The sequence below is a fragment of the Amycolatopsis sp. NBC_01480 genome, from assembly GCF_036227205.1.
In the GTDB taxonomy this organism is placed as follows: Bacteria; Actinomycetota; Actinomycetes; order Mycobacteriales; family Pseudonocardiaceae; genus Amycolatopsis.
Window position 1 is genome coordinate 2,603,309 of record NZ_CP109442.1, and the last position, 25,301, is coordinate 2,628,609.

The 25,301-nt window shown below is 70.9% G+C and carries 17 protein-coding genes and 1 pseudogene; 6 read left to right on the top strand and 12 right to left on the bottom strand.

All coding sequences use genetic code 11. The features are described from left to right. Window positions 1-30 precede the first annotated feature (30 nt). The gene (topA, locus tag OG371_RS12355; protein ID WP_329068665.1) at window positions 31-2,913 is read right to left on the bottom strand and encodes a type I DNA topoisomerase; all 2,883 of its coding nucleotides are present in this window, start codon (window positions 2,911-2,913) and stop codon (window positions 31-33) included. A gap of 315 nt (window positions 2,914-3,228) precedes the next feature. On the opposite strand from topA, the gene OG371_RS12360 reads away from it, so the two are divergent. Continuing rightward, entirely contained in the window at window positions 3,229-4,044 is an 816-nt protein-coding gene (locus OG371_RS12360; protein ID WP_329068667.1) for a S1 family peptidase, read from the top strand. A gap of 383 nt (window positions 4,045-4,427) precedes the next feature. Here the strand turns inward: OG371_RS12360 and OG371_RS12365 are convergent. The 3 genes and pseudogenes from OG371_RS12365 to OG371_RS12375 all read right to left on the bottom strand — a co-directional run. Next, window positions 4,428-5,051: pseudogene (locus OG371_RS12365) on the bottom strand (hypothetical protein); the annotation flags it as partial. Between the two features lie 71 nt (window positions 5,052-5,122). Continuing rightward, window positions 5,123-5,728: a hypothetical protein gene (locus OG371_RS12370; RefSeq protein ID WP_329068669.1), complete on the bottom strand. Its 606-nt coding sequence runs from the start codon at window positions 5,726-5,728 to the stop codon at window positions 5,123-5,125. A 160-nt stretch (window positions 5,729-5,888) separates the two neighbouring features. Continuing rightward, window positions 5,889-8,150 carry a sodium-translocating pyrophosphatase gene (locus OG371_RS12375; RefSeq protein ID WP_329068671.1) on the bottom strand — a complete coding sequence of 754 codons (2,262 nt, stop codon included), beginning with the start codon at window positions 8,148-8,150 and terminating at the stop codon, window positions 5,889-5,891. A gap of 283 nt (window positions 8,151-8,433) precedes the next feature. On the opposite strand from OG371_RS12375, the gene OG371_RS12380 reads away from it, so the two are divergent. Beyond that, window positions 8,434-11,661 carry a DEAD/DEAH box helicase gene (locus OG371_RS12380; RefSeq protein ID WP_329068673.1) on the top strand — a complete coding sequence of 1,076 codons (3,228 nt, stop codon included), beginning with the start codon at window positions 8,434-8,436 and terminating at the stop codon, window positions 11,659-11,661. 40 nt (window positions 11,662-11,701) lie between these two features. Here the strand turns inward: OG371_RS12380 and OG371_RS12385 are convergent, their stop codons facing one another. From OG371_RS12385 to OG371_RS12405, 5 genes are all read right to left on the bottom strand, one after another. Further along, entirely contained in the window at window positions 11,702-12,322 is a 621-nt protein-coding gene (locus OG371_RS12385) for a bifunctional DNA primase/polymerase (protein ID WP_329068675.1), read from the bottom strand. Between the two features lie 1,168 nt (window positions 12,323-13,490). Further along, window positions 13,491-14,204 (bottom strand): Rv3654c family TadE-like protein, encoded by a 714-nt coding sequence (locus OG371_RS12390; protein WP_329068677.1) that lies wholly within the window; start codon window positions 14,202-14,204, stop codon window positions 13,491-13,493. Further along, a complete protein-coding gene (locus OG371_RS12395; RefSeq protein WP_329068679.1) occupies window positions 14,204-14,683 on the bottom strand; it encodes a TadE family type IV pilus minor pilin in 480 nt (159 codons plus the stop codon). Before OG371_RS12395 ends, OG371_RS12390 begins: the two co-directional genes overlap by 1 nt. After that, window positions 14,683-14,847, bottom strand: coding sequence for a DUF4244 domain-containing protein (locus OG371_RS12400; protein ID WP_091626899.1), 165 nt, complete (start codon window positions 14,845-14,847; stop codon window positions 14,683-14,685). Before OG371_RS12400 ends, OG371_RS12395 begins: the two co-directional genes overlap by 1 nt. A gap of 33 nt (window positions 14,848-14,880) precedes the next feature. Continuing rightward, on the bottom strand, window positions 14,881-15,591 hold the full coding sequence (locus OG371_RS12405) for a type II secretion system F family protein (RefSeq protein WP_329068682.1): 711 nt from the start codon (window positions 15,589-15,591) through the stop codon (window positions 14,881-14,883). A 149-nt stretch (window positions 15,592-15,740) separates the two neighbouring features. Here OG371_RS12405 and OG371_RS12410 point away from each other — a divergent pair, with 149 nt between their 5' ends. Then, window positions 15,741-16,040, top strand: a complete 300-nt coding sequence (locus tag OG371_RS12410; protein ID WP_329068684.1) for a hypothetical protein — start codon at window positions 15,741-15,743, stop codon at window positions 16,038-16,040. A 14-nt stretch (window positions 16,041-16,054) separates the two neighbouring features. Here OG371_RS12410 and OG371_RS12415 read toward each other — a convergent pair whose 3' ends face one another. From OG371_RS12415 to ssd, 3 genes are all read right to left on the bottom strand, one after another. Then, window positions 16,055-16,816, bottom strand: coding sequence for a type II secretion system F family protein (locus OG371_RS12415; RefSeq protein ID WP_329068686.1), 762 nt, complete (start codon window positions 16,814-16,816; stop codon window positions 16,055-16,057). Further along, on the bottom strand, window positions 16,813-17,955 hold the full coding sequence (locus OG371_RS12420; protein ID WP_329068688.1) for a TadA family conjugal transfer-associated ATPase: 1,143 nt from the start codon (window positions 17,953-17,955) through the stop codon (window positions 16,813-16,815). The genes OG371_RS12415 and OG371_RS12420 overlap by 4 nt, the downstream gene beginning before the upstream one ends. Before the next feature lie 411 nt (window positions 17,956-18,366). Then, on the bottom strand, window positions 18,367-19,440 hold the full coding sequence (gene ssd, locus OG371_RS12425) for a septum site-determining protein Ssd (protein ID WP_329068690.1): 1,074 nt from the start codon (window positions 19,438-19,440) through the stop codon (window positions 18,367-18,369). A gap of 907 nt (window positions 19,441-20,347) precedes the next feature. Between ssd and OG371_RS12430 the strand changes: the two genes are divergently transcribed. The 3 genes from OG371_RS12430 to OG371_RS12440 all read left to right on the top strand — a co-directional run bounded on the left by OG371_RS12430 (window position 20,348) and on the right by OG371_RS12440 (window position 25,292). After that, complete coding sequence (locus tag OG371_RS12430; protein ID WP_329068692.1) at window positions 20,348-21,193, top strand: HAD family hydrolase; 846 nt, start codon at window positions 20,348-20,350, stop codon at window positions 21,191-21,193. A gap of 1,115 nt (window positions 21,194-22,308) precedes the next feature. After that, window positions 22,309-24,015 carry a glycoside hydrolase family 3 protein gene (locus OG371_RS12435; protein ID WP_329068694.1) on the top strand — a complete coding sequence of 569 codons (1,707 nt, stop codon included), beginning with the start codon at window positions 22,309-22,311 and terminating at the stop codon, window positions 24,013-24,015. Continuing rightward, on the top strand, window positions 24,012-25,292 hold the full coding sequence (locus OG371_RS12440) for an exo-beta-N-acetylmuramidase NamZ family protein (protein ID WP_329068696.1): 1,281 nt from the start codon (window positions 24,012-24,014) through the stop codon (window positions 25,290-25,292). The genes OG371_RS12435 and OG371_RS12440 overlap by 4 nt, the downstream gene beginning before the upstream one ends. Window positions 25,293-25,301: the final 9 nt, after the last annotated feature.

A 25,301-nucleotide genomic window follows, 5' to 3' on the forward strand; every position in this document is an offset into this window, starting at 1 on the left:
GCGAACCCGGGTGGCCCCGACGGAACCGTCCTACTTGGCCTTGGCGGTACTCGCCTTCTTGGCCGGCGCCTTCTTGGCCACAGTCGACTTGGTGGCAGCCGACTTGGTGGCAGCCGACTTCGTCGCCGTCGACTTGGCGGCCGCGGGCTTGCGCGCCGGCGCCTTTCGCTTCGGCGCCGGCCCCTTCGCCCGCTTCTCCGCCAGCAGCTCGGCGCCGCGTTCGGCCGTCAGCTCGTCGATGCTGTCGGTCTTCCGCAGCGTCGCGTTGTACTCGCCGTCGGTGACGTACGGGCCGAAGCGGCCGTCCTTGACCACCATCGGCTTGCCCGAAACCGGGTCGTCGCCGAGTTCCTTGAGCGGCGGCTTCGCGGTCGCGGAACGGCCACGCTGCTTCGGCTCCGCGTAGATCTTCAGCGCTTCTTCCACCGTGATCGAGAACAGCTGGTCCTCAGTGGACAGTGAACGCGAGTCCGTGCCCTTCTTCAGGTACGGCCCGTAGCGCCCGTTCTGCGCGGTGATCTCGTCGCCCGATTCCGGGTCCTTGCCGACCACGCGCGGCAGCGAAAGCAGCTTCAGCGCGTCTTCGAGGGTCATGGAGTCGATCGCCATCGACTTGAACAGCGAGCCCGTACGCGGCTTCGGCTGCTTCGCCTTGGCAGCCTTCTTCTGCGCGGGCGTCGCGTCCTCGGGCAGCGGCTCGCCTTCCGGCAGCAGCTCGGTGACGTACGGGCCGAAGCGGCCTTCCTTGGCCACGATCTCGTGCCCGCTCACCGGGTCGGTGCCCAGCACGCGGCCCTCCTGCGGCGTCGCGAACAGCTTCTCCGCGATCTCCGGCGTCAGCTCGTCCGGCGGCTGGTCCTCGGGCAGGTTCGCGCGCTGTGACTGGCCGTCCACCTCACGCTCGAGGTATGGCCCGTAGCGCCCGACCCGGACGACGACCTTGTGCCCGTCGGCGTCGTTGAACAGCGGGATCGAGTTGATCTCGCGCGCGTCGATGTCCTCGACGCTGCCGTCGACCAGCTTCTTCAGCCCGCCGAGCCGGCCGATCGAGCCGTCGACGCCCATGTCGCCGCCGAAGTAGAACTTCGACAGCCACTGCGCGCGCTGCTCGTCGCCGTTGGCGATGCGGTCGAGCTCGTCCTCCATGCCGGCGGTGAAGTCGTAGTCCACCAGCCGCTCGAAGTGCCGCTCCATCAGGCCGATCACGGCGAACGCGACCCAGGAGGGGACCAGCGCAGACCCCTTCTTCCACACGTAGCCGCGGTCCTGGATGGTCTTGATGATCGACGCGTACGTGGACGGCCGGCCGATGCCCAGCTCTTCCAGCTTGCTGACCAGGCTGGGCTCGGAGTAACGCGCCGGCGGCGACGTGGTGTGCCCGTCCGCCGACAGGTCGGCCGCGGTCAGGCCCTGGTCCTTGACCAGCACCGGCAGGCGGCTCTGCTTGTCGTCGGCCTCGCCGCCGGCCTCGGTGTCGACCGCCTCGACGTACGCCTTCAGGAAGCCGGAGAAGGTGATCGTGCGGCCGGAAGCGGCGAACGTGCACTCCTCGCCGGAGGTCGCGGTGCCCACGATGCGCACCGACATGGTGGTGCCCTTCGCGTCCGCCATCTGCGACGCGATCGTGCGCTGCCAGATCATCTCGTACAGCCGGAACTCGTCGGAGTCCAGCTCGCTCGCCACCTGGCCGGGGGTCCGGAAGACCTCGCCCGACGGCCGGATCGCCTCGTGGGCCTCCTGCGCGTTCTTGACCTTGCGCGTGTACTGGCGCGGCGACGGCGAGACGTATTCCTTGCCGTACAGCTGCGTCGCCTGGCTGCGCGCGGCCGTGATCGCCGACTCCGAAAGCGTCGTGGAGTCGGTACGCATATAGGTGATGTAACCGTTCTCGTACAGCTTCTGCGCGATCCGCATCGTGCGCTCGGAGGTGAACCGCAGCTTGCGGCCCGCCTCCTGCTGCAGCGTCGAGGTCATGAACGGCGCGTACGGCTTTCGCGTGTACGGCTTCTCCTCGACGCTGGAGACCTTGAAGTCACGCTTGTCCAGCGCCTGGGCCAGCGCCTGCGCGTCGGCCTCGGCCAGCACGCGGATCTCGGCGGACGAGCCCTTCAGCTGGCCGGTCGAGTCGAAGTCGCGGCCGGTCGCCAGGCGCGCGCCGTCGACGGCGACGAGGCGGGCCGGGAAGTTCCGCGGCGCCGCGTCCTCGCCTGCGTCCATGGTCGCCGAGATGTCCCAGTACGAAGCCGAAGTGAAGCGCATCCGCTCGCGCTCGCGCTCCACCACGATCCGGGTCGCCACCGACTGCACGCGGCCCGCCGAGAGCTTCGGCATGACCTTCTTCCACAGCACCGGCGAGACCTCGTAGCCGTAGAGGCGGTCGAGGATCCGGCGGGTCTCCTGCGCGTCGACGAGGTCGACGTCCAGCTCCCGGGTGGCGTTCGCGGCGGCCAGGATCGCCTGCTCGGTGACCTCGTGGAACACCATGCGGCGGACGGGCACCTTGGGCTTGAGCGTCTCGAGCAGGTGCCAGGCGATGGCCTCGCCCTCGCGGTCGGGGTCCGTCGCGAGGTAGAGCTCGTCGACGTCCTTCAGCAGCCCCTTCAGCTCGGTGACCTTGGACTTCTTGTCCGGGGTGACCACGTACAGCGCCTTGAAGCCGTTGTCGACGTCGACGCCGAGCCGCGCCCACGACTCGCCCTTGTACTGGGCCGGGACGTCGGCGGCACCGCGGGGCAGGTCGCGGATGTGCCCGACGGACGACTCGACGACGTAGTCGCGCCCCAGGTATGGGGCGATCTTGCGGGCCTTCGTGGGCGACTCGACGATCACCAGCCGCCGACGCCCGGCGGCGTCCGACCCGGTGCCGTTCTTCTTGGTCCGTGCTGCTGCCACGCTGCCCTGCTCTCCGCTCATCTCCGCGCCGTCGCCTCGGTGGCGACGACACCATCCCTACCCCTCGACGAGGGGTGCTGCGCCCGCGTCTCGACCTGTCAGTGTGCACGCTCCGGAGAGCGTCACCACGGCTAGGTGGCCTGACACGCCGTTCGATCCCTGTTCACCGGATCGCCGCTGACCTCGGTGATGTTTCCTTTCCACACCTAGCACGTGACGTCCGACACGTGCCGCGCAGGGTATCGCGTAAGCGCCTGGATACCCTCCGTTCGACGGTGGTGGGCCCGAGGTCGGCAACGCTTCACTTACTACCTCCTCGAGCCGAAAGGAACCACCATGACCCGACGCCTCCTCGGCGGCGTGCTTGCCGCGATGGCCGCGTTCGCCCTGGTCACCGCACCTGAGGCGAGTGCCGCGACCACCACGTTCTCCGGCACGGTGGCCCTGTCCAACTGCTCCGGCTCGGTGGTCAAACCGGCCGACACCCCGGACACCGCGCCGGCTTTGGTGATGTCGAACGGGCACTGCCTCGAGTCCGGCTTCCCGAGTCCCGGCGAAGTCATCACCGGACAGGACTCCAGCCGTACCTTCGACCTACTGTCCTCCGACGGCCAGAGCACACTCGGCACCCTCCAGGCGAAGAAGATCATCTACGCCACGATGACCGACACCGACGTGTCGCTCTACCAGCTGACCTCGACCTACGCCCAGATCAAGCAGCAGTACGGCGTCTCGCCGCTCGAGCTCGTCACCACGCACCCGACCGCGAGCACGCACATCGACGTGGTCTCCGGGTACTGGAAGAAGATCTACTCCTGCTCGATCGACGGGTTCGTGCACGAGCTGCACGAGAACGGCTGGGTCTGGAAGGACTCGATCCGCTACACGCCGGAGTGCAAGACCATCGGCGGCACCTCGGGCTCGCCGATCGTCGAGACCGCGACCGGCAAGGTCATCGGCATCAACAACACGTCGAACGAGAACGGCGAACGCTGCACGCTGAACAACCCGTGCGAGGTCGACGAGTCCGGCAACGTCACCGTCCACCCCGACACCAAGTACGGCGAGGAGACCTACGGTATTCCCGCCTGTCTGAGCCCGGCGAACGAAATCGCGCTCGACCAGGCCGGCTGCACCCTGCCCAAGCCCTAGCCGGCCACCCCCAGCAAGTACTGAAGGGGACTCTCGTCGCTCTGGTCGCGACGCGGGTCCCCTTCGGCGCGTCCGGCGGCCCGGCCCCGGCGGGAGCCCTCGCCGCGCCTGTTCCGACGACGGTCGCCTTCGGCCGGCGAGCCGTTGCGGGCGGTCTTCTGAACGCCGTCCTCGGCCTCGGACTCGGACAAGACGCCACGCACGCCGCGAGTCTGGCCGTCATCGGCACCCTCGTCCGGCGCGCGACGACCGCGCGCGGCGACACCACGACGGCTCTCCCCGGCCCTGCTGTCCTTCTCCCCACTCTCCCCGTCGCCGTCCGGGGCTCCTTCGCGCACGGCCTCCTCAGCGCGGTCCTCGGACCCGCTCAGGCCGCTTTCCCGCTCGGGGTTCGGATCGCGGCTGAGGTCGGGCCACGCGGCCTCGGCCCCGGCGGGCGGCTCGCCGATCAGCTCGACCAGGCTGTCCAGCCGGCGCCGCCCGTTCACGCGGACCGCGGGCGCCTCCGCCTTCGGCCCCAGCAATCGGGCATGGACACCCAGCGGGGCCAACGCGGCGAGCAGTCCCTCGTGCATCCGCGGCGCCAGCGGGTCGACGCCCAGCAGGTAGCCCGACGGGCCCGGCCGTCCGCTCGCCAGCGCCCACATCCTCAGCATCGCGCCGCTCAGGCGGAAACCGTCCGGGACCGCCTTGCCCGAGTCGTCTTCCGCCGGGCCGGTGCAGCCCGCGCGCAGCCACCGCAGCGCGAGCGGCAGGAGGTCGACGCGGAAGGACGTGCGCACCTGCGGGCTGCCGCATTCGGCCACGGCGACCTGCGCGTCTGCCCCCCGGCGACGGCACTCCCGCGCCAGCACGTGCGCGCGCCACGGCTCCTCGACCACCACGGACAGCCGCGCCGCCGTGCGCCCGAAGCCGGTGATCTGCCCCTGGCCGCACAGCAGCCCGGCCAGGTCCGGGAGCCCCGGGCCGATGGCCTCGGCCGAGAACAGCGAGATCGTCCGATCCACGCCGATCATGATAGAACACAAGTTCGATTGGACGCGAGTGCTGCGCGCCGGTTTTTCGCCGGAAGAGTGACTTACTGGGGCGCCGGCGGCACCACGAGCTGCTGACAGCCGGGCGCGCGCTTGCCCGCCGCGCTCAGCTCCGGCGTCGCGTCAAGGGCCTTGAGGAGGTCGAGCTTCGCGACTTCGTCCAGGGTGCTGCGGGCTTCGCCGAGCGCGGCCCTGGTCGCGTCCGTGTCCCGCGCCGAGTCGATCTGCCGGCGCGCCCGATCGGCCCGCTGGCGCACGGAACTGAAGTCGTGCAACAACTCCCCGCGTGCTTGCTCGTCGCCGGCGAGCGGCGGCGGCCCGAGCCGGTCGAGCCCGGCGACAGTCTCGTCGATCCCGCCGACCACGGACTCGAGCAGCCGGCTGGACGTCAGCGACGCCTGCTGCGGGGAGGTGGGGTCGACGGTCGGCAGGTTCGAAAGCGTCCGCACCAGGTGCGTCACCGCTCCGCAGTAGCCGTCCGCCCAAGTGGCGGCCGGATCGGCCTGGCTCGAGGTGCCGGACTGGCTCGAGGTGTCCGATTGCCCGCCCTGGCGAGCCTGCGGGGACGCCGGCGGCTGCTGCCCGCAGCCGGCGAGTCCGATCCCGATACCCGTTGCCAGCGCGGCAAGAACGCTCAACCGCGGCCGCACCCGCACACCTCCTGCCCGTCGACGTCTCGGCCCCGACCGTACCGATCCGAGAATTATTCGCAAGCCTCCGACCATAGTTCGGGAAGAAGTTTCCGCCGACGCGAACGGGCCCGGCACGCTGTTGTGCGTGCCGGGCCCGTTCGGGTTCTGCCTTGGCAGGTCAGGCTTTCGCCTCTGCCGGGGTGTCGGCGATCACCGTGCCGCGGCGCTTGGACACCACGACCGCGGCGACGATCACCGCGAGCGCGACCAGCGCGATCACGATGCGCCACGTGGTGTTGGCGCCGCCGCCGAGGGTCAGGCTGACGACCGCGGGCGCGATCAGCACCGAGACCAGGTTCATCACCTTGATCAGCGGGTTGATCGCCGGGCCGGCGGTGTCCTTGAACGGGTCACCGACGGTGTCACCGATGATGGTGGCCTCGTGCGCGTCCGAGCCCTTGCCGCCGTGGTTGCCGTCCTCGACGAGCTTCTTGGCGTTGTCCCAGGCCCCACCGGAGTTGGCCAGGAAGATCGCCATCAGCGTGCCGGTCGCGATCGCGCCGGCCAGGTAGCCGGCCAGCGCGCCGGTGCCGAGGCCGAAGCCCACGGCGATCGGGGCGAACACCGCGAGCAGGCCCGGGGTGGCGAGCTCACGCAGCGAGTCGCGCGTGACGATGTCCACGACCTTGCCGTACTCCGGCCGCGTGGTGCCCTCCATGATGCCCGCGATCTCGCGGAACTGGCGGCGCACCTCCTGCACCACCGCGCCGGCCGCGCGCGAAACCGCGTTGACGGCCAGGCCCGAGAACAGGAACACCACGGCCGCGCCGACGATGACGCCGACCAGCGTGGACGGGTTGACCACGTTCGCGATGAACTCGCCGGTGCCGCCGACCGCCTTCGTGATCGCGTCCGAATAGGACCCGAACAGCGCCGTGGCCGCGAGGACCGCCGTGGCGATCGCGATGCCCTTGGTGATGGCCTTGGTGGTGTTGCCCACCGCGTCCAGCTCCGTGAGGATCTGCGCGGCCTTCTCGTCGACGTCGCCCGACATCTCGGCGATGCCCTGCGCGTTGTCGGAGACCGGGCCGAAGGTGTCCATCGCGACGATGACACCGACGGTGGTCAGCAGGCCGGTGCCGGCGAGCGCGACGGCGAACAGCGCGATGCCACCGCCCAGCAGGTACGCGCCGAAGACCGCCGCGGCGATCACCAGAGCGGTGTACACAGCGGACTCGAAGCCGACCGAGATGCCGGACAGGATGACCGTGGCCGCACCGGTTTCCGACGTCTTGCCGACGTCCTGGACCGGCTTGTACTCGGTGCCCGTGTAGTAACCGGTGATCTTCAGGATGATCGCGGCGAGCACGATGCCGATGATCACGGCGACGGTGGCGATGACCGCGGGGTTGCCGGACGTGCCGGCGAAGTCCGCGCCGAAGTCGGAGAAGCTGCTCGGCAGGTACACGAACGCGGCGATCGCCGACAGCACCGCGGAGATCACCGCGGAGATGTAGAACGAGCGGTTGATCGTGACCAGGCCGCCCTCGCCGACGCGCGCCCTCGTGATGTAAATGCCGATCACCGCGGTGATCACGCCGATGGCGGGCACGATCAGCGGGAAGATCAGGCCGTGCGCCCCGAACGCGGAGCTGCCCAGGATCAGGGCGGCGACGAGCATCACGGCGTAGGACTCGAACAGGTCCGCGGCCATGCCGGCGCAGTCACCGACGTTGTCGCCCACGTTGTCCGCGATGGTCGCGGCGTTGCGCGGGTCGTCTTCCGGGATGCCCTGCTCGACCTTGCCGACCAGGTCCGCGCCGACGTCGGCGGCCTTGGTGAAGATACCGCCGCCGACACGCATGAACATGGCGATCAGCGCGGCACCGAAGCCGAAGCCCTCCAGCACCTTCGGGGCCTGGCCGGTGTAGACGAGCACGACGACCGCGGCACCGAACAGGCCGAGGCCGACGGTGATCATGCCGACCACGCCGCCGGTGCGGAACGCCACGCGCATCGCGATCTCGCGCCCGCCTTCCTCGCGCGACGCGGCCGCGACGCGCAGGTTCGCCTGCGTCGCCAGCCACATGCCGAGGTAGCCGATGGTGAACGAGAACACCGCGCCGATGAGGAAGAAGATGGAGCGCCCGATGCGCTCGTTCCAGTCGTCAGCGGGGAGCGCGAACAGCAGCAGGAACACGATCACGCCGAAAACGGCCAGCGTGTTTCGCTGCCGTTTGAGGTAAGCGGCCGCACCTTCCTGCACTGCCTTGGCGATGTCCTGCATCTTGGCGGTGCCCTGGCCCGCGGCCAGCACCTCCTTGAGCAGCACGTAACCGATGGCGAGTGCGGCAAGGGCGACCACGGCGACCACACCGACGATGGTGTAGCCACCCCCGGTGAGCGTGATGCCGCCCTCCGCGAGGAACTGCCGGGACATTCGTCCTCCTGGGAACGCCGTTGGCCAGCGCGGACTCGTCGTCCCCGGCGTGCCTGCGCTGGCATTGGATCTGTACCGAGCGACACGCTATCCGTGCGGCAATGCACGTCTCACATGACTCTCGCCACAGACGGTGTGGATTGCGGGAGTGTATTGGTAGTGCTCAGCGGCCCGGCAGGGCGTCCCGGACACAGCACATTCCGTAACCTTGTGTGATTGGTCACTGGATCGATCTCGTTTCCGCCGAACCGGTTCTGTCGGTGCCCTGTGCGAAGCTCTGCTCGTGGTGGGAGAGCGAGGACGGAGGCTGCTGAGCCGGGTCACAGCCGGGATTCCGGAAAGCGAGAACCCGGTGACGCACGTGGCCGAGCTGCCGACGCGCGCGGCGGTTTTCGCGCCGTGGCCGGAGTGGGCCGCGGGCGAGGTGGTGTCCGCGTTCGCGGAGGCCGGGGTGAGCACGCCGTGGGCGCATCAGGCGGAGGCGGCCGAGCTGGCGAAAGCGGGCCGGCACGTGGTGGTGTCGACCGGCACGGCGTCCGGGAAGTCGCTGGCCTACCAGCTGCCGGTCCTGTCCGAGCTGGCCGCCGGCGCGGAAACGACCACGCTGTATCTCGCGCCCACCAAGGCACTCGGCGCCGACCAGCTGCGGTCGGTGTCCTCTTTGGACATACCGGGCGTGCGCGCGGCGTCGTTCGACGGCGACACCCCGATGGCCGAGCGCGACTGGGTCCGCGCGCACGCGAACTGGGTGTTCACCAACCCCGACATGCTGCACCGCGGCATCCTCTCCGCGCACGGCCGGTGGGCGCAGTTCTTCCGCCGGCTGTCGTACGTCGTGGTCGACGAATGCCACAGCTACCGCGGGGTGTTCGGCTCCCACGTCGCGCTGCTGCTCCGGCGGCTGCGGCGGGTGGCGGAGCATTACGGGGCCGATCCGGTGTTCGTGCTGGCGTCGGCGACCACGGCGGATCCGGCGGCGTTCGCGTCGCGGCTGACCGGCGTCGGCTGTCAAGCGGTCACCGACGACGCGTCACCCCGGGGTGCACGCACGGTAGCGCTGTGGGAGCCGCCGCTGCTCGATGAGCTGACCGGCGAAAACGGCGCGCCGGTGCGGCGTTCGGCCGGCTCGGAGGCGTCGCGGATCCTCACGGAGCTGGTCGTGGAGGGCGCTCGTTCGCTGGCGTTCGTCCGCTCGCGGCGCGGGGCGGAGCTCACGGCGCTGGGCGCGCGGCGTCTGTTGTCCGAAGTGGACCCGGCGCTGGCGGAAACCGTGGCGGCGTACCGGTCGGGCTTCCTGCCGGAGGAGCGTCGCGCGTTGGAAGCGGCGCTGTTGTCCGGACGGCTGCTGGGCGTGGCGACCACCAACGCGCTGGAGCTGGGCGTCGACATCGCGGGCCTGGACGCCGTCGTGCTCGCCGGCTACCCGGGCACGCTGGCGTCGTTCTGGCAGCAGGCGGGGCGCGCGGGCCGTTCGGGCGACGAGGCGCTGGTGCTGTTCGTGGCCAGGGACGATCCGCTCGACACGTACCTGGTGCACCACCCGGCGGCGCTGCTGGACCGTCCGGTCGAGACGGCAGTGCTGGACCCGACGAACCCGTACGTGCTGGGCCCGCAGCTGGCGTGCGCCGTCGCCGAGCTGCCGCTCACCGAGCCGGAGCTGGCAACCTTCGGCGGCGACGCGGCGCGCGCGGTGCTCGCGGACCTGGCGGAGGAGAAGCTGCTGCGCCGCCGCTCGAGCGGCTGGTACTGGACGTCCCGCGACCGCCCCCACGCCGAAGTCGGCATCCGCGGCTCCGGCGGCGACGAGATCGCGGTGGTGGAAGCGGACTCCGGCCGCATGCTCGGCACCGTCGACCCGGGCTCGGCGTGCTTCGCCGTCCACCCGGGCGCCGTCTACCTCCACCAGGGCTCGTCGTACGTCGTCGACGAGCTGGACCTGGAAACCGGGCTGGCGCTGGTGCACGCCGAGGACCCGGACTGGAACACCTCGCCGCGCGAGATCGTGGACATCTCCGTGCTGAACACCCAATCGCAGTGCACGCACGCCGGCGTCACGGTCGCGCTCGGCGAGGTCGCAGTGACGTCCCAGGTCGTGGGCTACCTCCGCCGCCGCCCGTCCGGCGAGGTGCTGGACCACACGCCCCTGGACCTGCCTGAGCAAAGCCTCCACACGAGGGCAGTCTGGTACACGGTGTCGAGTGACCTGCTGGGCCCGGCGGAGGTGACGGGCGGAAGAGCTGGTTGGGGATCCCGCTCTGCGGCTGGGGCTGTTGCCGGTGCTGGGCCGTCTGACCCGCTGCTTCCGGCGGGGGCCGTTGCTGCGCCCTTGGCTGCCGAGGCCAGACCTTCGGCGGGGACTGGAGTTGCAGCGCCCACCGCGACCGAGGCCAAGTCTTGGGTGGAGACCTCGTCGCCGCTCACAACCGACGCCGGTCCGCCGACGGAAACCAGCGCGGCGACGCCGGACTCGCCCGCTGCCGCACCTCCGGCAGGGACCGGAGAATCCGTGACCGCGCCACCGATGGAGACCATGCCCCTCGCTGAGACCGGACCCGAGCCGGTGGCGGGGACCGGCGAGGCTGCAACGCCAGCTGCGACCGGAGCCAAGCTGCCGGGGCGGACCGGCAAGACCGCGGCTCCGGCCACGGTCAGAACCGAGGTGTCAGCGGGAACCGGGAAACCCGTGCCGCCGACTACGGCGGGGGCCGAACTATCGGTGGGGACCGAGGAGACCGTGGCACCCGTTGTGGCCAGGCCCGAGCCGTCGGTGGGGACCGAAGAGACAGCGACGCCCGTTGCAGCCGGGCCCGAGCCGTCGGTGGGGACCGAAGAAGCCGTTGGAGTCAGGGCCGAGCCTTTGGTGGAGACCGTGGCGCCCGTTGCCGCTGGGGCTGAGCCGTCGGTGGGGACCACGGAGGCTACGGCGCCCATTGCGACCGGGAGCGAACCTCCGGTGGGGACCGAGGAGACCAGTGCAGCCGGGGCCGAGCCATTGGTGGGGACCGAGGAGACCGTGGCACCCGTTGTGGCCGGGGCCGAGCCGTCGGTGGAGACCGAAGTTGTGGCGCCGGTGGGGACCGGGGGCGCCGGCAAGGCACCGGGGGGTGCCGGGTTGATCCCGGCACGCGTCCCCGGTGCCCTGCATGCCGCCGAGCACGCGGCGATCGGCCTGCTACCGCTGTTCGCTACGTGCGACCGCTGGGACATCGGCGGGGTGTCTACCGCGTGGCACGAAGACACCGGGGAGGCAACGGTGTTCGTGCACGATGGGCATCCCGGGGGTGCGGGATTTGCCGACCGCGGTTATGCCGCGATTGTCCCGTGGCTGGCCGCTACGCGGGAGGCGATCGTCTCCTGCGAGTGCCCGACGGGCTGCCCGTCCTGCGTTCAGTCGCCGAAGTGCGGGAACGGCAACGATCCGCTGGACAAGGCAGGGGCAGTGGCCGTACTGGATACCGTGCTCGGGGCGTTGCGTCAGCACGGGGACCAGTGTGGCCACGGTGGTGCGTGAAACTTCGGGTGGTGCGGGCTGTCTGCCGGGTTGGGACCGGTCAGGCGGCCGAGGGCTCCACGAGCAGCAGAGCCTGCTCGTCGGCCAGTGCGCGCACGAGGACGTCGTGAACCTCGTCCGCGTCCGGCAGCTGCCAGCCGCAGACCTCGGGCTTGACCCGCCAGTGCACAACCCCGTGCTGGAACGGCGAAGGCGGCAGCGGGATGTAGCTGCCGGCGCTGTGCCACTGCACGGTTGCGTGCTCGGCGAGCTCGGCCGGAATGCGGTCGGCCGCGGTGGTGAGGAACAGCCAGCGGCCGTTCGGCATCGCGACGATCGGGGCGGGGTGCCCGAGCGTGCGGAGGAGGCGAGCGGCGCGCTTGCCCAGCTCGTCGTCCACCTCGATGGCGTCCAGCACGGTGCCGGTGGCCACAAGGAGGCTGTGGGTACGGTCGGAGAACCAGGTGGCGACCTCGTGGGCGTGCGTGCCGATCAGCTCGCGCCAGTTTTCGCGCACGGGCGCCGGGCGCTGCCAGGTCAGGTCGTCCCCCTCACCGGTGATCGGCGCCGGGGTCGCCCCCGGGAGCACCGGCCAGCCACGCCAAGCGAGGCCGATCGCCTCCGCCCGCAGTTCGATGCGGAAGGCGCTCCGCCAGCTGTCCGGCCAATTCGCGTCCAACATTGCTTTCCTGCCTTCAAGTTCGGTATCTCGCGCCGTCCGGGTCGGGGCCGTGGTGGCGCATGTCTCACTAAACGGCAACTTGCACATTGCGCGGAAGGCCCACGCGACAACCGGTGGTTACTGGGCGATGAACGCCCGGTAGTCCACCGCCCGGCCGATACCGACCAGCCGATCACCGTCCGCCGATGACCGGTTCGGCCACCGCTCACCGTCCTCACCACCGGGTTCGACACTTTCGGCCCCCACCGCTCGCGGGTTGGGGCACACGCGCCGTTCCTGGCCGTGACCTGGTCTTTCGACCGCTCGCCGTACACCACCGACCGCTGCTCGCGACCGTCCGCCGCTCGTCGCCGGCCTCCCTTCTCATCAGCCCGGCGATGATCAACTCGACGTTCCACTCACCGGCGCAACCACTCCCATCCCCACGACGACGAACGGCCGACGACGCGCTCACGCCTGGACATCCCCGCCCGATCCGACCTGGTCAACCCAGCTCTGCGGGCCAAACCCGCCGCGGGCCGCACGGTCCCGGGTTGAGACCGGACGACTGGAGGGCGGTCCGGACCTGACCGGATGGGGAGGCCCGCCTGACGGGGAGACCCGGTCGGCGGCACGGTCTGGCCGGTTCGGAGACGGTCGGCTTCGGCGGCCCAGCCCGTCGGTCGGCCCAGCCGATCGGTCGGCCAGGTCGGTCGGCCCAGCCGGTCGGTCGGCCAGGTCGGTCGGCCCAGCCGGTCGGTCGGCCAGGTCGGTCGGCCCAGCCGGTCGGTCGGTCGGCCAGGTCGGTCGGCCCAGCCAGTCGGTCGGTCGGCCAGGTCGGTCGGCCCGGCCGGGTGACCCAGTCGGGCGGTCCTGCCGGTGGCGGCCCGGCCGGTCGGGTGGCCCGGCCAGCCTGGTCGGTTCGGCGGCCCGGTCGGCGGTGAGGCTTGGTCGGTTCGGAGCCCGGTCGGCCTGATCGGCCCAGCCGGTCGAGAGGCCAGCCGGTCGAAAGGCCAACCGGTCGGTCGGCTTGGTCGGTCGACAGGCCCCACCAGTCGGGAGCCCAGTCGGCTTGGTTGGCCTCTCCTGGTCCGAATCGCCCTGGCGAGAACGACTTTGGGCCCGTCCGCCCCTGCCGAGCCGGTCCGAGATCACCCGGCCTTCCGGGTCTGAGCAAGATCCGGACCGCTCAATTGGGCAGACCGACAGGACCGGCGCGGGCCCGCGCCGTGGGTGGTGGCAGTCCGGGGACGGGAGTGCGGGCAGCGCGGACCTCGACCAAGGCGTCGCGCTGGTCCCAATGGCAGTTGGTCACTTCGGCACCTTGGTGATCAGCTACCTCCCGAGCACGTTCGCAAGCCTTCGCGGGCCCGTCGGCAGAGTGGGCCGCGGCTGCGAGCGCGCCGAGGTCGGCCGCCGCCTCGACCCGATGCCTCGCGGCAACCGCCGCACCGAGCCAACAAGCGGCAGCCCCCAACCAAACGACCGCGGCAACCGCGAGGGCAGTCCAGACGGTCGCCACCCCTCCATCGCCCCGGAACATCGACCGCCTCACCTCGTCACGTCCGCGGGACACCGTCGGTCCCGCCCCTTGACCTCGCCGCAGCTCCAGCCGGCTCACCTCTTCACTTCGCCGCTGCGCGGGCTGGCCCGCCTCCTCGCTCCGGTGCAGCGGCTGGCTCGCCTCGTGACTTCGGCGTAGCGGCCGGTCTGGCTCGTTCGTTTGGCGCAGTGGGTAGCACTGCCGGACGGAAGCCGGCGTCGACCCAAGGCTCTGTGGTTCGTGTGATCGGCGTGATTTCTCAAGCGCTGCAAGCAAAATCGCCTCGCCAACCGGCACAGCGACGGGCATCGCTGGAGTTGCCCGGGCTGGGCGCAAGGTCGTTTCGATGGGTCGGGACATCAGGTTGGCCCACCTTGTCCAGTGGATCCGTCGCTCGGCGGTGTCGCGCGCGAGTTGCTTGGCGGCGTGGCGGGCGGATCGGTCGGCGGCGTGAGTGGGGAAGGCGGGGGCACCGACACCGGTTGATCAGCAGGGTCGGTTCCCGGCTCTGCGATGGCGAAGGCCGTGCCGCCTAGGTGAATGCCCGGAAGGAAACCGGCGAGGGCGTCGGTGGTTACTTCGGCGGTTATGCCGTCGCTGGAGCGGCGGAGTGACAGCTTTGCGCCGTGCGGGGCGATCGTCTGCACTACGGCGTCGGCGGCGCCCGGTTGGCCGGCGGCAGTCAGCCGGGCTGCCTCGCGGGCAGCGTCGAGACAGCGGATGTGCCCGCTCAGCGCGCCGATGCCCGCCATCAGCATCGCCAGCACAGCCGTCAGCGCGCCCAACGAGATGGCGGCTTCGACCGTGACGAAACCACCGTCCCGGCGACGGCCGGGCATCAGGTGGCCACCGTCAGGGCCCGCTGGATCAAGCCCGACAACGCGGTCGAGATCGAGTCCCCGGTCAGCAGTGCGTAGAGGGCGAGGGCGAACGCCGCGGCCGCCACCGTGCCGATGGCGTACTCGGCCGTGGTCGTTCCCTCGTCTCCGCGGAGGAGGTGCATCGTCGTGGGTCCTTTCTGTCCATTGTGGATTTCTCATAACTGGCTGCCGATCCGCTCGGCCAGGCCGAGCACCACGGGCAGCACGCCGAGGCAGAAGAACGCGGGCAGGAAACAGAGGCCGACGGGCAGCGCCAGCGCGACCCCCGCCCGTTCCGCACGCTCCTCTGCCTCGACACCGAGGCCATCGCGCAGGCGACGGGCAAGTTCGTCCGCAGTCGTGGCGAGGGTGGTGCCCGCCCGAGCGGTGCGGGTTGCGGCGATGGCCAGTTCGTCCAGGCCGGGCCGCGCGCGCGTCGGCGCCCAGGCCTGCGCTGGGTCGGCGCCGAGCGCGAGGAGGCTCGCCGTGGAGTGGAGCGCCTTCGCTGTCTCCGGCGGAGCACCCCGGCCGACGGCATCGAGTGCGGTCGGCACGGGCAAGCCGGTGCGCAGGCAAGCGGCGAGAAGGTCGAGGGTCGCCGCGGATCGGAGCCGTTCGCTGATGTCGGCGTCAGGATCCTTGCGACGGCGGGAACGACGCAACGCCCACCAGCCACCGAAGCCGACGATCACACCGGCCGGCACACCCGCGACGAACATCGCGGAGGCGCCCGCGACCACAGCGGTCGCGACGTGCATGACGGCCGGGCTGGGCAGGCGCAGTCTGACCGCGGGCGTCGGGGCCAGGTGACGCGGGCGGACCGCGCTCGGCCAGATCACGAGCGCGACGGCGGCGAGCATCATTGCCGCTCCGGTGGTCCAGGTCATTCCGGCACCGCCTCTGGGCTGGTGGCAGAGATGTTTGGCTGGGCGGCTCCTGGCTGTTGCATGGAGTGCGGCGCGAGTCGCCGGTGGACCTGGCTGGGCGGCATCGGGGTGACTCGACGATGCGGTCGGTACCTCGTCACGGCAGTGCTGTGGTCGCGCTGGACGCGATCCATCACGACGGCGACCGCGCGGCGAGGTACGCAGATCGTCACGGCAGCGCGGTGGGAACGCTGGACGCGATCCATCACGACGGTGACCTCGTGGCGGGATGGGTGCTTCGTCACGGCTGCGCGGTGGGAGCGCTTCATCACGGCGGTGGCCTCGTCGTGGGATGGGCACGTTGTCACGGCGGCGTGGCGGGGGCGCTGGACGCGGTCCGTCACGACGGCGACTTTGTGGAGGTGTGGGCTGGTGTCTCCGTCGGCTGGGAGGAAGGCGGAGTGCAGTGAGGTGGATTGGGCGGTCATCGCGGGGCCGTCCGGGTGGTGAGGGTGCGGGACCAGGCCGTGCCGGCCCAGAGGAGGGCGGCGCCGGCGATCAGGAAGGCCTGGCCCAGGAGCGTGCGCGTCAGGACCCGCAGCGGATCGGCGCCGATGGCCTGGCCCAGGAGTAGGCAGAGCGGCGGTAGCCCGGTTAGCACCGTGGCGCTCATGCGCGGGCCGGCCATTTTCGCGTGCAGGCGGCGGGCGAAAGTCGTTGTCGCGTCTACGTCTCGGCGGGCGGCGTCCAGGACGTCGGCCATCGGGAGGCCGTGGCGGCGGGCGAGGGTCCAAGCCGTGGCCAGTTCTGGGAGCGCCGTCGATTCGAGGGCGCCGTCGAGACGGGCGGCGGTTGTGAGGTTGCGCAGTTCACCGGCCAGCTCGGGGACAGCGTCGGCCGCCGCCTCGGCCGCGTGGATGGGGTGGGCGCCGGCGCGAAGCTCCGCGACCATCGTGCGGAGGACGGTCGACGTTCGCTCCGCGCGGGCCAACGCGTGCGCCGTTTCCCTTCTGCTGCAACATTCCTGGCGGAACGCGATGGTGACCAGCACCGTAGCGACGGCACCTCCCATGCCGATGAGAGGCAGGGCGACGAACGTCGGCAGCAGCCAGCGCCAGCGACGGGCCAACTCCGGGAGCGCACGCGCGTTGATGCGGAACCGGGACGGTGGTTGCAGCCGGCTCGGGATCTCGGGCCAGCAGAGCAGCCCGACGCCGAAACAGAGCAGGGGCCACGCGGTGATCATGGCGTCTCCTCTTGGAAGAGGGCGCGGTCGAGCGTCCAGCGGCCGGCGCGCCAGACCGGGACGACCTGGACCTCGCCGTCGACCGAGCGAAGGACAGCCACTTCGGTGAGCTTGCGGCGTCCACCGGGAGCGCGACGCATATGCAGAACGACGCGGACGGCCGCGGCCAGTTGGCTGTGCAGCGCCTCGCGGCCCAGCCCACCGAGAGCTGCCAGCGCTTCGAGACGGGCGGGGACTTCGGCCGGTGAATTGGCGTGGAGCGTGCAGGCACCGCCTTCGTGGCCGGTGTTGAGCGCGTTCAGGAGTGAGCAGACCTCCGCGCCGCGAACCTCGCCGACGACCAGGCGGTCCGGGCGCATGCGCAGCGCCTGACGGACCAGCTCGGGCAGCTCGACGGCACCGGCACCCTCCACATTGGCCGGTCGAGCGACCAGGCTGACGAACTGCGGGTGCCCCGGACGCAGCTCACCCGCGTCCTCGACACAGACGATGCGCTCCGACGGGGACACCGCGCCCAGGAGCGCGCCGAGCAGGGTCGTCTTGCCGGCGCCGGTGCCGCCCGTGACGAGGAAGGCCAGCCGTCGCGAAAGAACGGAGCGCAGGATGCGGGCTCCGGACGCGTCGAAAACGCCGAGTGCGCGGAGGGCGTCGAGGTCGTGCGTCGCGGGGCGGAGAACGCGCAAGGAGAGGCAGGTGCCGTTGGCGGCGATCGGGGGCAGAACCGCGTGGAGGCGGATGCGGCCGCCCACGCCGGAGCCGGGGAGCCAGCCGTCGACGTACGGCTGGGCGTCGTCGAGCCTGCGGCCCGCCGCGAGCGCGAGTCGTTGCGCGAGACGGCGGACGGCCTCCTCGTCGGCGAAACGGACCGCCGTGCGAGTGAGCCCCGCGGGGCCGTCGGACCAGACCTGGTCGGGTGCGGTGACGAGGACATCCGTGACAGCCGGGTCATCGAGCAGCGTCGCGAGGGGGCCGGCGCCGACGAACTCGTCTCGGGCCTGGCGGACGGCGTCCAGGACGGCGTCGTGACTGAGCGCACCGCCAGCTTCCGCACGCACCGCTTCGGCGACGGCCACGGGATCGGCCGGACGGCTGTCGCCCGCCAGTCGATGACGGACCCGCTCGACGAAGTCGGTGGTCATGCCGCGACCGCGAATCGGTTGTGGGCGGCGCCGACCGATTTCGCGAGACTGTCGCAAGTGGACGACGGGTGGCGGCGCTCCGGTGCGTTCTGGAGAAGGGGTGTGGGGGCGGGCATGGCGGGCTCCGGAGGTCGGGGTTGGCGGCTGCGGGGTGGAGCTGACGGCAGGCGGGGTGGCGGGCGCTCGGGCATGAGTGGTGGGGCTGACACGGGGCGCTGGGTGACGGGCGCTCGGACGTGAGTGATGGGGCGGGGCTGGGCTGGGCTCAGGCGAGATGAGGAGTGCGTGGATGAGGTGAGCGGCATGGGCGGAGCGGCGAGGATGCGGGCAGGGTCAGTGACAGGGCGGCGCAGCGGGATGTGTGGGCGTGCGAGGCCGGAGGGGGTTCGGTGGCCGATCCGCGTCCGGCAGTCACGCGGCGGCGTAACCGGGTGGGGCTGGAGTCGCGTGGTCCTGTGCGGCGGCGAGGATCGCGCGGGCCGTGGTGGTCAGAGGGCCTCGGGAGTGGAGGGTGAACTCGCCGGTCTCCAGGGACTCGGCCAGGCGGCGTTCGGGCGGCAGGGTGGCCAGCAGGGGCGGGCCGAGGAGCGCGGTAGTGCTCGACGGGGATGCGCCGGTGATCGAGCGTCCACTTGCGACTACCGACAGTCGGTCGGTGTGGGCGGACAGGATGCGGAGAACCTGTTTCGCCGCCATGCACGCGCGGAACTCCTGCGGGACGAGCAGCACGACCAGGTCGGCGATGGCGCTTACGGCCAGTGCGCCGTCGTCCAGGGAGCGGGACAGGTCGCAGACGACGGTCCGGCCCGCGCGACGGCCGGCGGTCACGACTGCGGACAAGGCGTCCGGAGTCGGGCCCGGGCCTTCGCGGCCGCAGGACAGCACCGGGAGCGCACCGCGGGACGGCAAGGCCTCGACGAGGCTCGGGATCGAGACGCGGCCTGACAGGCGCACCTCCGGCCAGCGAAGACCTTCCTCTTTCTCCAGGCCCAGCAGCAGGTCCACGCCACCGCCGAGGGGGTCACAGTCAACTAGGAGCGCAGGTGACAAGCGGCTGGCTTCGAGCGCGACGGCGGCGGCCAACACCGAGGCACCCGCACCGCCACGGCCGCCGACCACGGCGATCACCGGGCCGGGCGAGCCGGGTGGGCCGTCGACCACGTCGGCGAACGCGACTGTCAAGCCCTCCTCGTCGTCGGGCAGGCAGAGGACCTGGTCGGCGCCGACGGCGAACGCGCGGCGCCACGTCTCCTCGCCTGGCGTGCCCTTGCACACCAGCACCACGCCGGCCCGGCGGGCCAGGCCGACGCGGACGGCCGCGGCTTCCTCGTCCAGCACCACGAGTGGCGCGCGGGTCCAGCGGCCGCGGGCGGCCAGCAGATCGGGCTCGCGGTCGAGTTCGCAGCCCGCGGCGGCGGCCACGCGCAGGATCTCGTCGAGCACCGTCTCGTCGGTGGCGACGACAAGCGGACGTTCCGTGGCCATGGTCCCTCCCCGGGAGTAGTGGGCCGGACCACCACCGTCGCCGGACCGGCGGGCCCGCCGCAACGGCCGCCGTCCCGGCCTGTGGATAACCGGGGTCCTGTGGACAACCCGGCCGACGAAATCGATTCAGCCCGCCGAACTGTCGGAGGAATGCGGCAGAATTCGCCCCAGGGGGGCGCGGGAATTCCGGCGCGGCCATGGTGGTGGCGGAAGACGTCCCGGACTTCTGCCGATACGGCGGAAAAACCACACGAACGTCCCGGAAATGGCGTCATGAGAGGCTGGGAGGCTCGCGGGAGCGGAAATCGGAGGCAGCAACCTGGGGAGGGCGGATATCCGGGCTGGATCGAGACAGACGTGAAAGTTTGGATAGGGCGGTGATTCTGGCGAGAATTCCCGGGAGGCGGGGATTAGGCAGCCCGGGCTCAGGGAACGTTGGCGCGAGCGGCACGGCAACCCAGTCGTAGCAACCGTGACAGGGCGCCCGGGCGTTGGCACGGGCAGGGCAGCAAACTGGGTGTGTTGAGCCAAGAGGGCGTGCTCAGCCAGGCGGAAACTGGGCGGGGTTGAAGCCGGGGAAAAGGCAGAAAACAAGGAAACGTTGGGTGAGCGGAACCGCAGAAACGGAAACCTGAGCAGAATAGAGGGCGGCCCTCGCCAGGGGGGAGGGACGAGGGCCGCCAGGGGTTCAGCCCCGGGGGGTCGGACTGAACCGGGCCCGGTTGGACACCGGGCTCCTCCACTGTAGCTCCGCCGGGCACCGGTTGGCCTGCCAGTCGACACCTACGATTCGGTAACGGCATCCGAAGCCGGAAGTTCTGTCCTGTCATGGATTTTCGCACCGGGCAGGCGCGCCGGTGTTCGATCAACGCGAGATCCTGTCGGTCCCTTCTCCTATCCTGATCACGTGGCCGAACCCAGCAGCGCACCGCCGCGCGAAACCCGCCCCGACGCTCCCCCGCGCGCCGTCGCGGCGTTCTTCGATCTCGACAAGACGATCATCGCTTCTTCCAGCGCACTGGCGTTCAGCAAACCATTACTCAGAGAAGGTCTCATCAACCGTCGCGCGGCATTGCGGAGCGCGTACGCGCAACTCGTCTTCTCGCTCGCCGGGGCCGACGCGGACAAGACCGAGCGGATGCGCGCCGAGGTCTCGGCGCTCTGCGCGGGCTGGGACGTCGCGCAGGTTTCCGCGATCGTGCGGGAGACGTTGCACGACGTCGTCGACCCACTTGTTTACGTCGAGGCCGCCGAGCTCATCGGGCAGCACCTCGCCGACTGTTACGACGTGGTGGTCCTGTCGGCCACCGGCGAGGAGGTGGCGGCACCCGTCGCGGCGATGCTCGGCGCCACCCGCTGCGTCGCCACGCGCATGCAGATCGCCGAAGGCCGCTACACCGGCGAGGTCGACTTCTACTGTTACGGCGACAACAAAGCTGTCGCCGCGAAGCAGCAAGCCGCGACGTACGGGTACAACCTCGCCGACTGTTACGCCTACACCGACTCGAGCACCGACGTCCCGCTGCTGGAAGTCGTCGGGCACCCGCACGCGGTGAACCCGGACAAGCTGCTGCGCCGGGAGGCGGGCGAGCGCGGCTGGCCGATCCTCACGTTCGAGCGCCCGATGTCGCTGCGCAGCCGGATCCCGGCGCGCTCGGCGGGGATGGTGGCGCTCGGTGTGGGCGCCGTCGCGGCCGGCGCGACCTGGTACAGCCTGAGCCGTCGCCGTCGGTCCCGCGGCCCTCGGCCATGAGCACCCGCCCGGCGGTACCGGACGGTAGTTTTCCTTGTCCAGCCAACGATTATCCGTCGCGCAGGGTGGCCGTGTCACTAGATCGAGCCTCTGTACCGGTGCACCCGTACGCGCACTTGAAGTGACCGGGCTCACGGCGTAGAAAGAAGGTGCGGACGTTGAGCCGGCCAGGACAGAGGTAGAAGAGAAGCCTCTGTCACCCCGGGAAACCTCCGTGCGCGGACTCCGGGTACCCACGCGCAGCACGCCGCGGGAGGCTCGTCGTCTAGGGACTGCGTACCGGGACGCCGGACGCCGAGTCCATGAAGGTACGACCAGAGTTGCACGCTTGGTCGCCCGAGATGTTTCGCGCTTGCAGGCGGCGCCCGTTGGCCATCGGCCGACGGGCGCCGCCAGTGTTGGGGGGGGTAAAACCGGCGCGGCTCCGGTGAGGTTGAAATGCTTCCGGCCGAACTGCCGGTGTTCTGCGGGCCGAACCGGTCGGTTTCTTGGGGGCGAGCCGCCGGAGACACCTGCGAAGTCACTACTGCCTCCGGCCTAGCCCGCTCGTGTGGCGAGCTCCCAGTGACCGCCGGCCAAACCACCAGCCGACGAAACCGCCGGCGCTTCCGGCGAATCGCCAGTCCGGCGAGCCACGAGCTGCGTCCGGTCAAGCCGCCAGGCCGGCAATGTCACCGGTACTTCCAGCCGAGTCGCCGGCCCGGCGAGCCGCCAGTGTTTCCGGCCCGGTCGCCAGTCCAGCGAATCCGCTTGTGACGTTCGGCCGGGTCGCCAGCGCGGGCGAGACCGCCAGTGACCTCCGGCCGGGTCGTTGGTCCGGGCGAGGCACGCCTCGCACCAAGCCACAAAAGAACCCCTGATCAGCGCGGTAGTTCCTGCGCTCGGCCGATGGACAACGCCGGGTCCGGTGAGTAGCTTCCCGATACCGGCGCCTCCGAGTGGACTTCTGACCACCCGAGGGCGCACGACACTGGGAGGCCATTTTGACGACCCGACTCGCGCGCTCGCGCCCGCGCCCGCGGAGGATTCATGCGCTCGCCGTGCCCCTCGCCGGTTTGCTCGCGTTTGGCGGGGTCGGGGCTGCGTCCGGCACGACAGCCGCGCCGGGGCAGCCGATGAGTGCTGACGCGCAGCTCGACGCCGCTGCGAATCAGGCTTTGCGCGGGCTGAGCCTCGAGGAGAAGGTCGGGCAGCTGTTCGTCACCTGGGTCAACGGGAAGTCCGCCGACGAGGTCAACCCCAAGAACCAGGCTGACTTCGGCGTCGACACCGCGGCGCAGGCGGTCGCGAAGTACCACCTCGGCGGGGTCATCTACTTCAACAACGACAGCCGCGACAACTTCGACAACCCCACTCAGGTCGCGAAGCTCTCCAATGGGCTCCAGCAGGCCGCCGTGACCAGCGGGGCGCACATTCCGCTGCAGATCGGCACCGATCAGGAGGGCGGCACCGTCACCCGGATGGGCGCGCCGGCCACCGAGTTCCCCAACTCGATGGCGATCGCGGCCGGGCGGAGCACCGACAGCGCGCACCAGGCCGCCACGATCATCGGCCACGAGCTGCGCGCGGTCGGCATCAACCAGGACTTCGCGCCCGACTCCGACGTCAACTCCAACCCGGCCAACCCGGTGATCGGCGTCCGCTCGTTCGCCGGGCAGCCGGGGCTGGCGAGCCAGTTCGTGACCGCCGAGGTGAAGGGCTACCAGGAGTCGGGGCTGCCGTCGGCCACCGTTTCGTCCACCGCGAAGCACTTCCCCGGCCACGGCGACGCCGCCACCGACAGCCACACCGGCCTGCCGCGCATCGACCGCACCGAGGAGCAGTGGCGTGCGATCGACGTGCCGCCGTTCAAGGCCGCGATCGCCGCGGGCATCGACTCGATCATGAGCGCGCACATCCAGTTCCCGAGCCTCGACCCGTCCGGCGAGCCCGCGACGCTGTCGAAGCCGATCATCACCGGCAAGCTCCGGAACGAGCTGGGCTACAACGGCGTCGTGATCACCGACTCACTGGAGATGCAGGGCGTGCGCGAGCTGCACAGCGACGCCGAAATCCCCGTGCTGGCGCTGAAAGCGGGCATCGACCAGCTGCTGATGCCGGTGCACCTGGACGTCGCGATCAACGCCGTGCTGGCCGCCGTGAAGTCGGGCGACCTGCCGATGCAGCGGATCGACCAGAGCGTGCTGCGCGTGCTCAAGCTGAAGCTCAAGCGCGGGATCCTCTACGCGCCGTTCACCAACCCGGCGCAGGTCCCGCAGAAGGTCGGCACGCCCGCCCACCTCGCCACCGCGCAGGGCATCGCGGACCGCTCCGTCACCGCGATCGCCAACGACGCCGGCTTGCTGCCGCTCAAGCAGAAGCCCGCGACCGCGCTGGTCACCGGCTGGGGCGTGGCCAGCACGCAGACGCTCGCCGACAAGCTGACCGCCCACGGCACCAAAGCCTCCGTGCTCCAGACCGGCCAGACGCCGTCCGACGCGCTCATCACGCAGGCCGCGACAGCCGCGAAGAGCACCGACCTGGTTGTGGTGCTGACCAACAACCTCGGCGGTTTTCCCTTGCAGAACAAGCTGTTGCAGGCGCTGATGGACACCGGCAAGCCCGTGGTCGCGGTCGCCGCGCAGATCCCGTACGACGCCGGTTACGCCAACCCGGTGCCGACCTGGCTCGCCACCTACGGCTACATCGGGCCGTCGCTGGAGGCGCTCGCCAAGGTGATCCTCGGCGAGACGAAGCCGGCCGGGAAGCTGCCGGTGGACGTCCCGGCGGGCGCCGACGTGCAGACCGTCAAGTACCCCTTCGGACATGGGCTGACCTGGTGACCATCAACCGCAGGCGCTTCCTGGCCGTCCCGGCGCTGGCCGTGCCCGTCCTCGCGAGCGGATCGGCCGTCGCCCAAGCCCAACCACCGGCCCAACCCCAACCCGAACCGCAGGCCGAAGCGCACGTCCTCACCGGCGCCGAGCAGCTGGCAGCACAAGGCTGGAAGCCCCTCGCCGGACGCAAGCTCGGCGTCCTGTCCAACCCGACCGGCGTGCTCGCGAACGGCGACCACATCGTCGATTCGATGGTCGCCGCGGGCGTGCGCCCTGTGGCGGCTTTCGGGCCGGAGCACGGGTTCCGCGGCAGCGCGCAGGCCGGCGGCTCCGAAGGCGACTACACCGACCCGCGCACGGGCATCCCGGTGTACGACGCGTACGGCGCCAACCCCGCGAAGCTCGCGACGATGTTCACGAAGGCCGGCCTCGACACCGTCGTCTTCGACATCGCCGACGTCGGCGCGCGCTTCTACACCTACATCTGGTCGCTTTACACGGCGATGGTCGCGGCGGCGAAGGTCGGCGCGGCGTTTGTCGTGCTGGACCGGCCGAATCCGATCGGCGGACGGCTGGCCGGGCCGGTGCTCGACCCGAAGTTCGCGTCCGGGGTCGGCCTCAAGCCGATCGCTCAGCAGCACGGAATGACGGTCGGCGAGCTGGCCCGGTTCTTCGCCGCCGAGTTCCTGCCCGGCGAGGGGGTGCGGCTGGACCACCTCGAAATCGTCCAGGTGCGCGGGTGGCGGCGCGACACGTTCTTCGCCGGCACGGGCCAGCGCTGGGTCATGCCGAGCCCGAACATGCCGACGCCGGACACCGCGCTCGTCTACCCCGGCACCGGGATGTTCGAAGGCACCCTGTTCACCGAGGGCCGCGGCACCACGCGCCCGTTCGAGATCGTCGGCGCGCCCGGCGTCGACTGGCATTGGCGTGACGCGCTCGAGGAGCAGCAGCTGCCCGGCGCCGCGTTCCGCGAGACCTACTTCGTGCCCACGTTCGGCAAGTTCGTGAACGAGACCTGCGGCGGCGTCCAGCTCACGGTCACCGACCCGCGCTCGTTCGACGCGATCCGCACCGCCGTGACGATGTTCGTCACCGCCAAGCAGATCGCGCCGAAGCAGTTCGGCTGGCGGCCCGACCTCGCCATCGACAAGCTGTCCGGCTCCGACCGGCTGCGGACCATGGTCGACGCGGGCGCGGGCGTCGAGGAGATCACCGGCGCCTGGCGCGCCGAGCTCGCCGAGTTCGACCGGACCCGCCGTCGCTACCTGATCTACCGCTGAGGAGACCGC